Source organism: Pseudomonas sp. AC229, from assembly GCF_979254655.1.
The window spans coordinates 1-253 of record NZ_CEEDHK010000075.1 but is presented as its reverse complement, the minus strand read 5'-3'; the positions used below and the strand labels follow the sequence as shown (position 1 = coordinate 253).

Annotated in this window: 1 protein-coding gene; it reads left to right on the top strand. The window is 63.6% G+C overall.

Translation table 11 applies throughout. The annotated features are described in order from the left end of the window. Positions 1-253: hypothetical protein (locus AC0IW7_RS24900; RefSeq protein WP_471821522.1), on the top strand; the 253-nt coding region annotated here is incomplete at both ends.

Here is a 253-nt window from a genome sequence, read left to right as displayed (position 1 = left end):
CGAATGATCTGCGCGTGCGGTTGCTGACCCCTTTCCTTCTGGGGGCAGCGGCGCTCGTTCTGACCGGTTGCGAGAATTCGGCGACGGCGTACCAGATCGAAGGGCGCGAGCACGCGTTGATCTTGGTGCGCGAGCAGCGGCTGCCGTTCGCGGCGATCGAACAGTTCGTTGTGGTGAGTCGTTTGCCGGTCTGTCAGCGCCGTTGGCGCATCCAAGAGGATGGCACGCCGATGACGCCGATGCGGGTCTATCA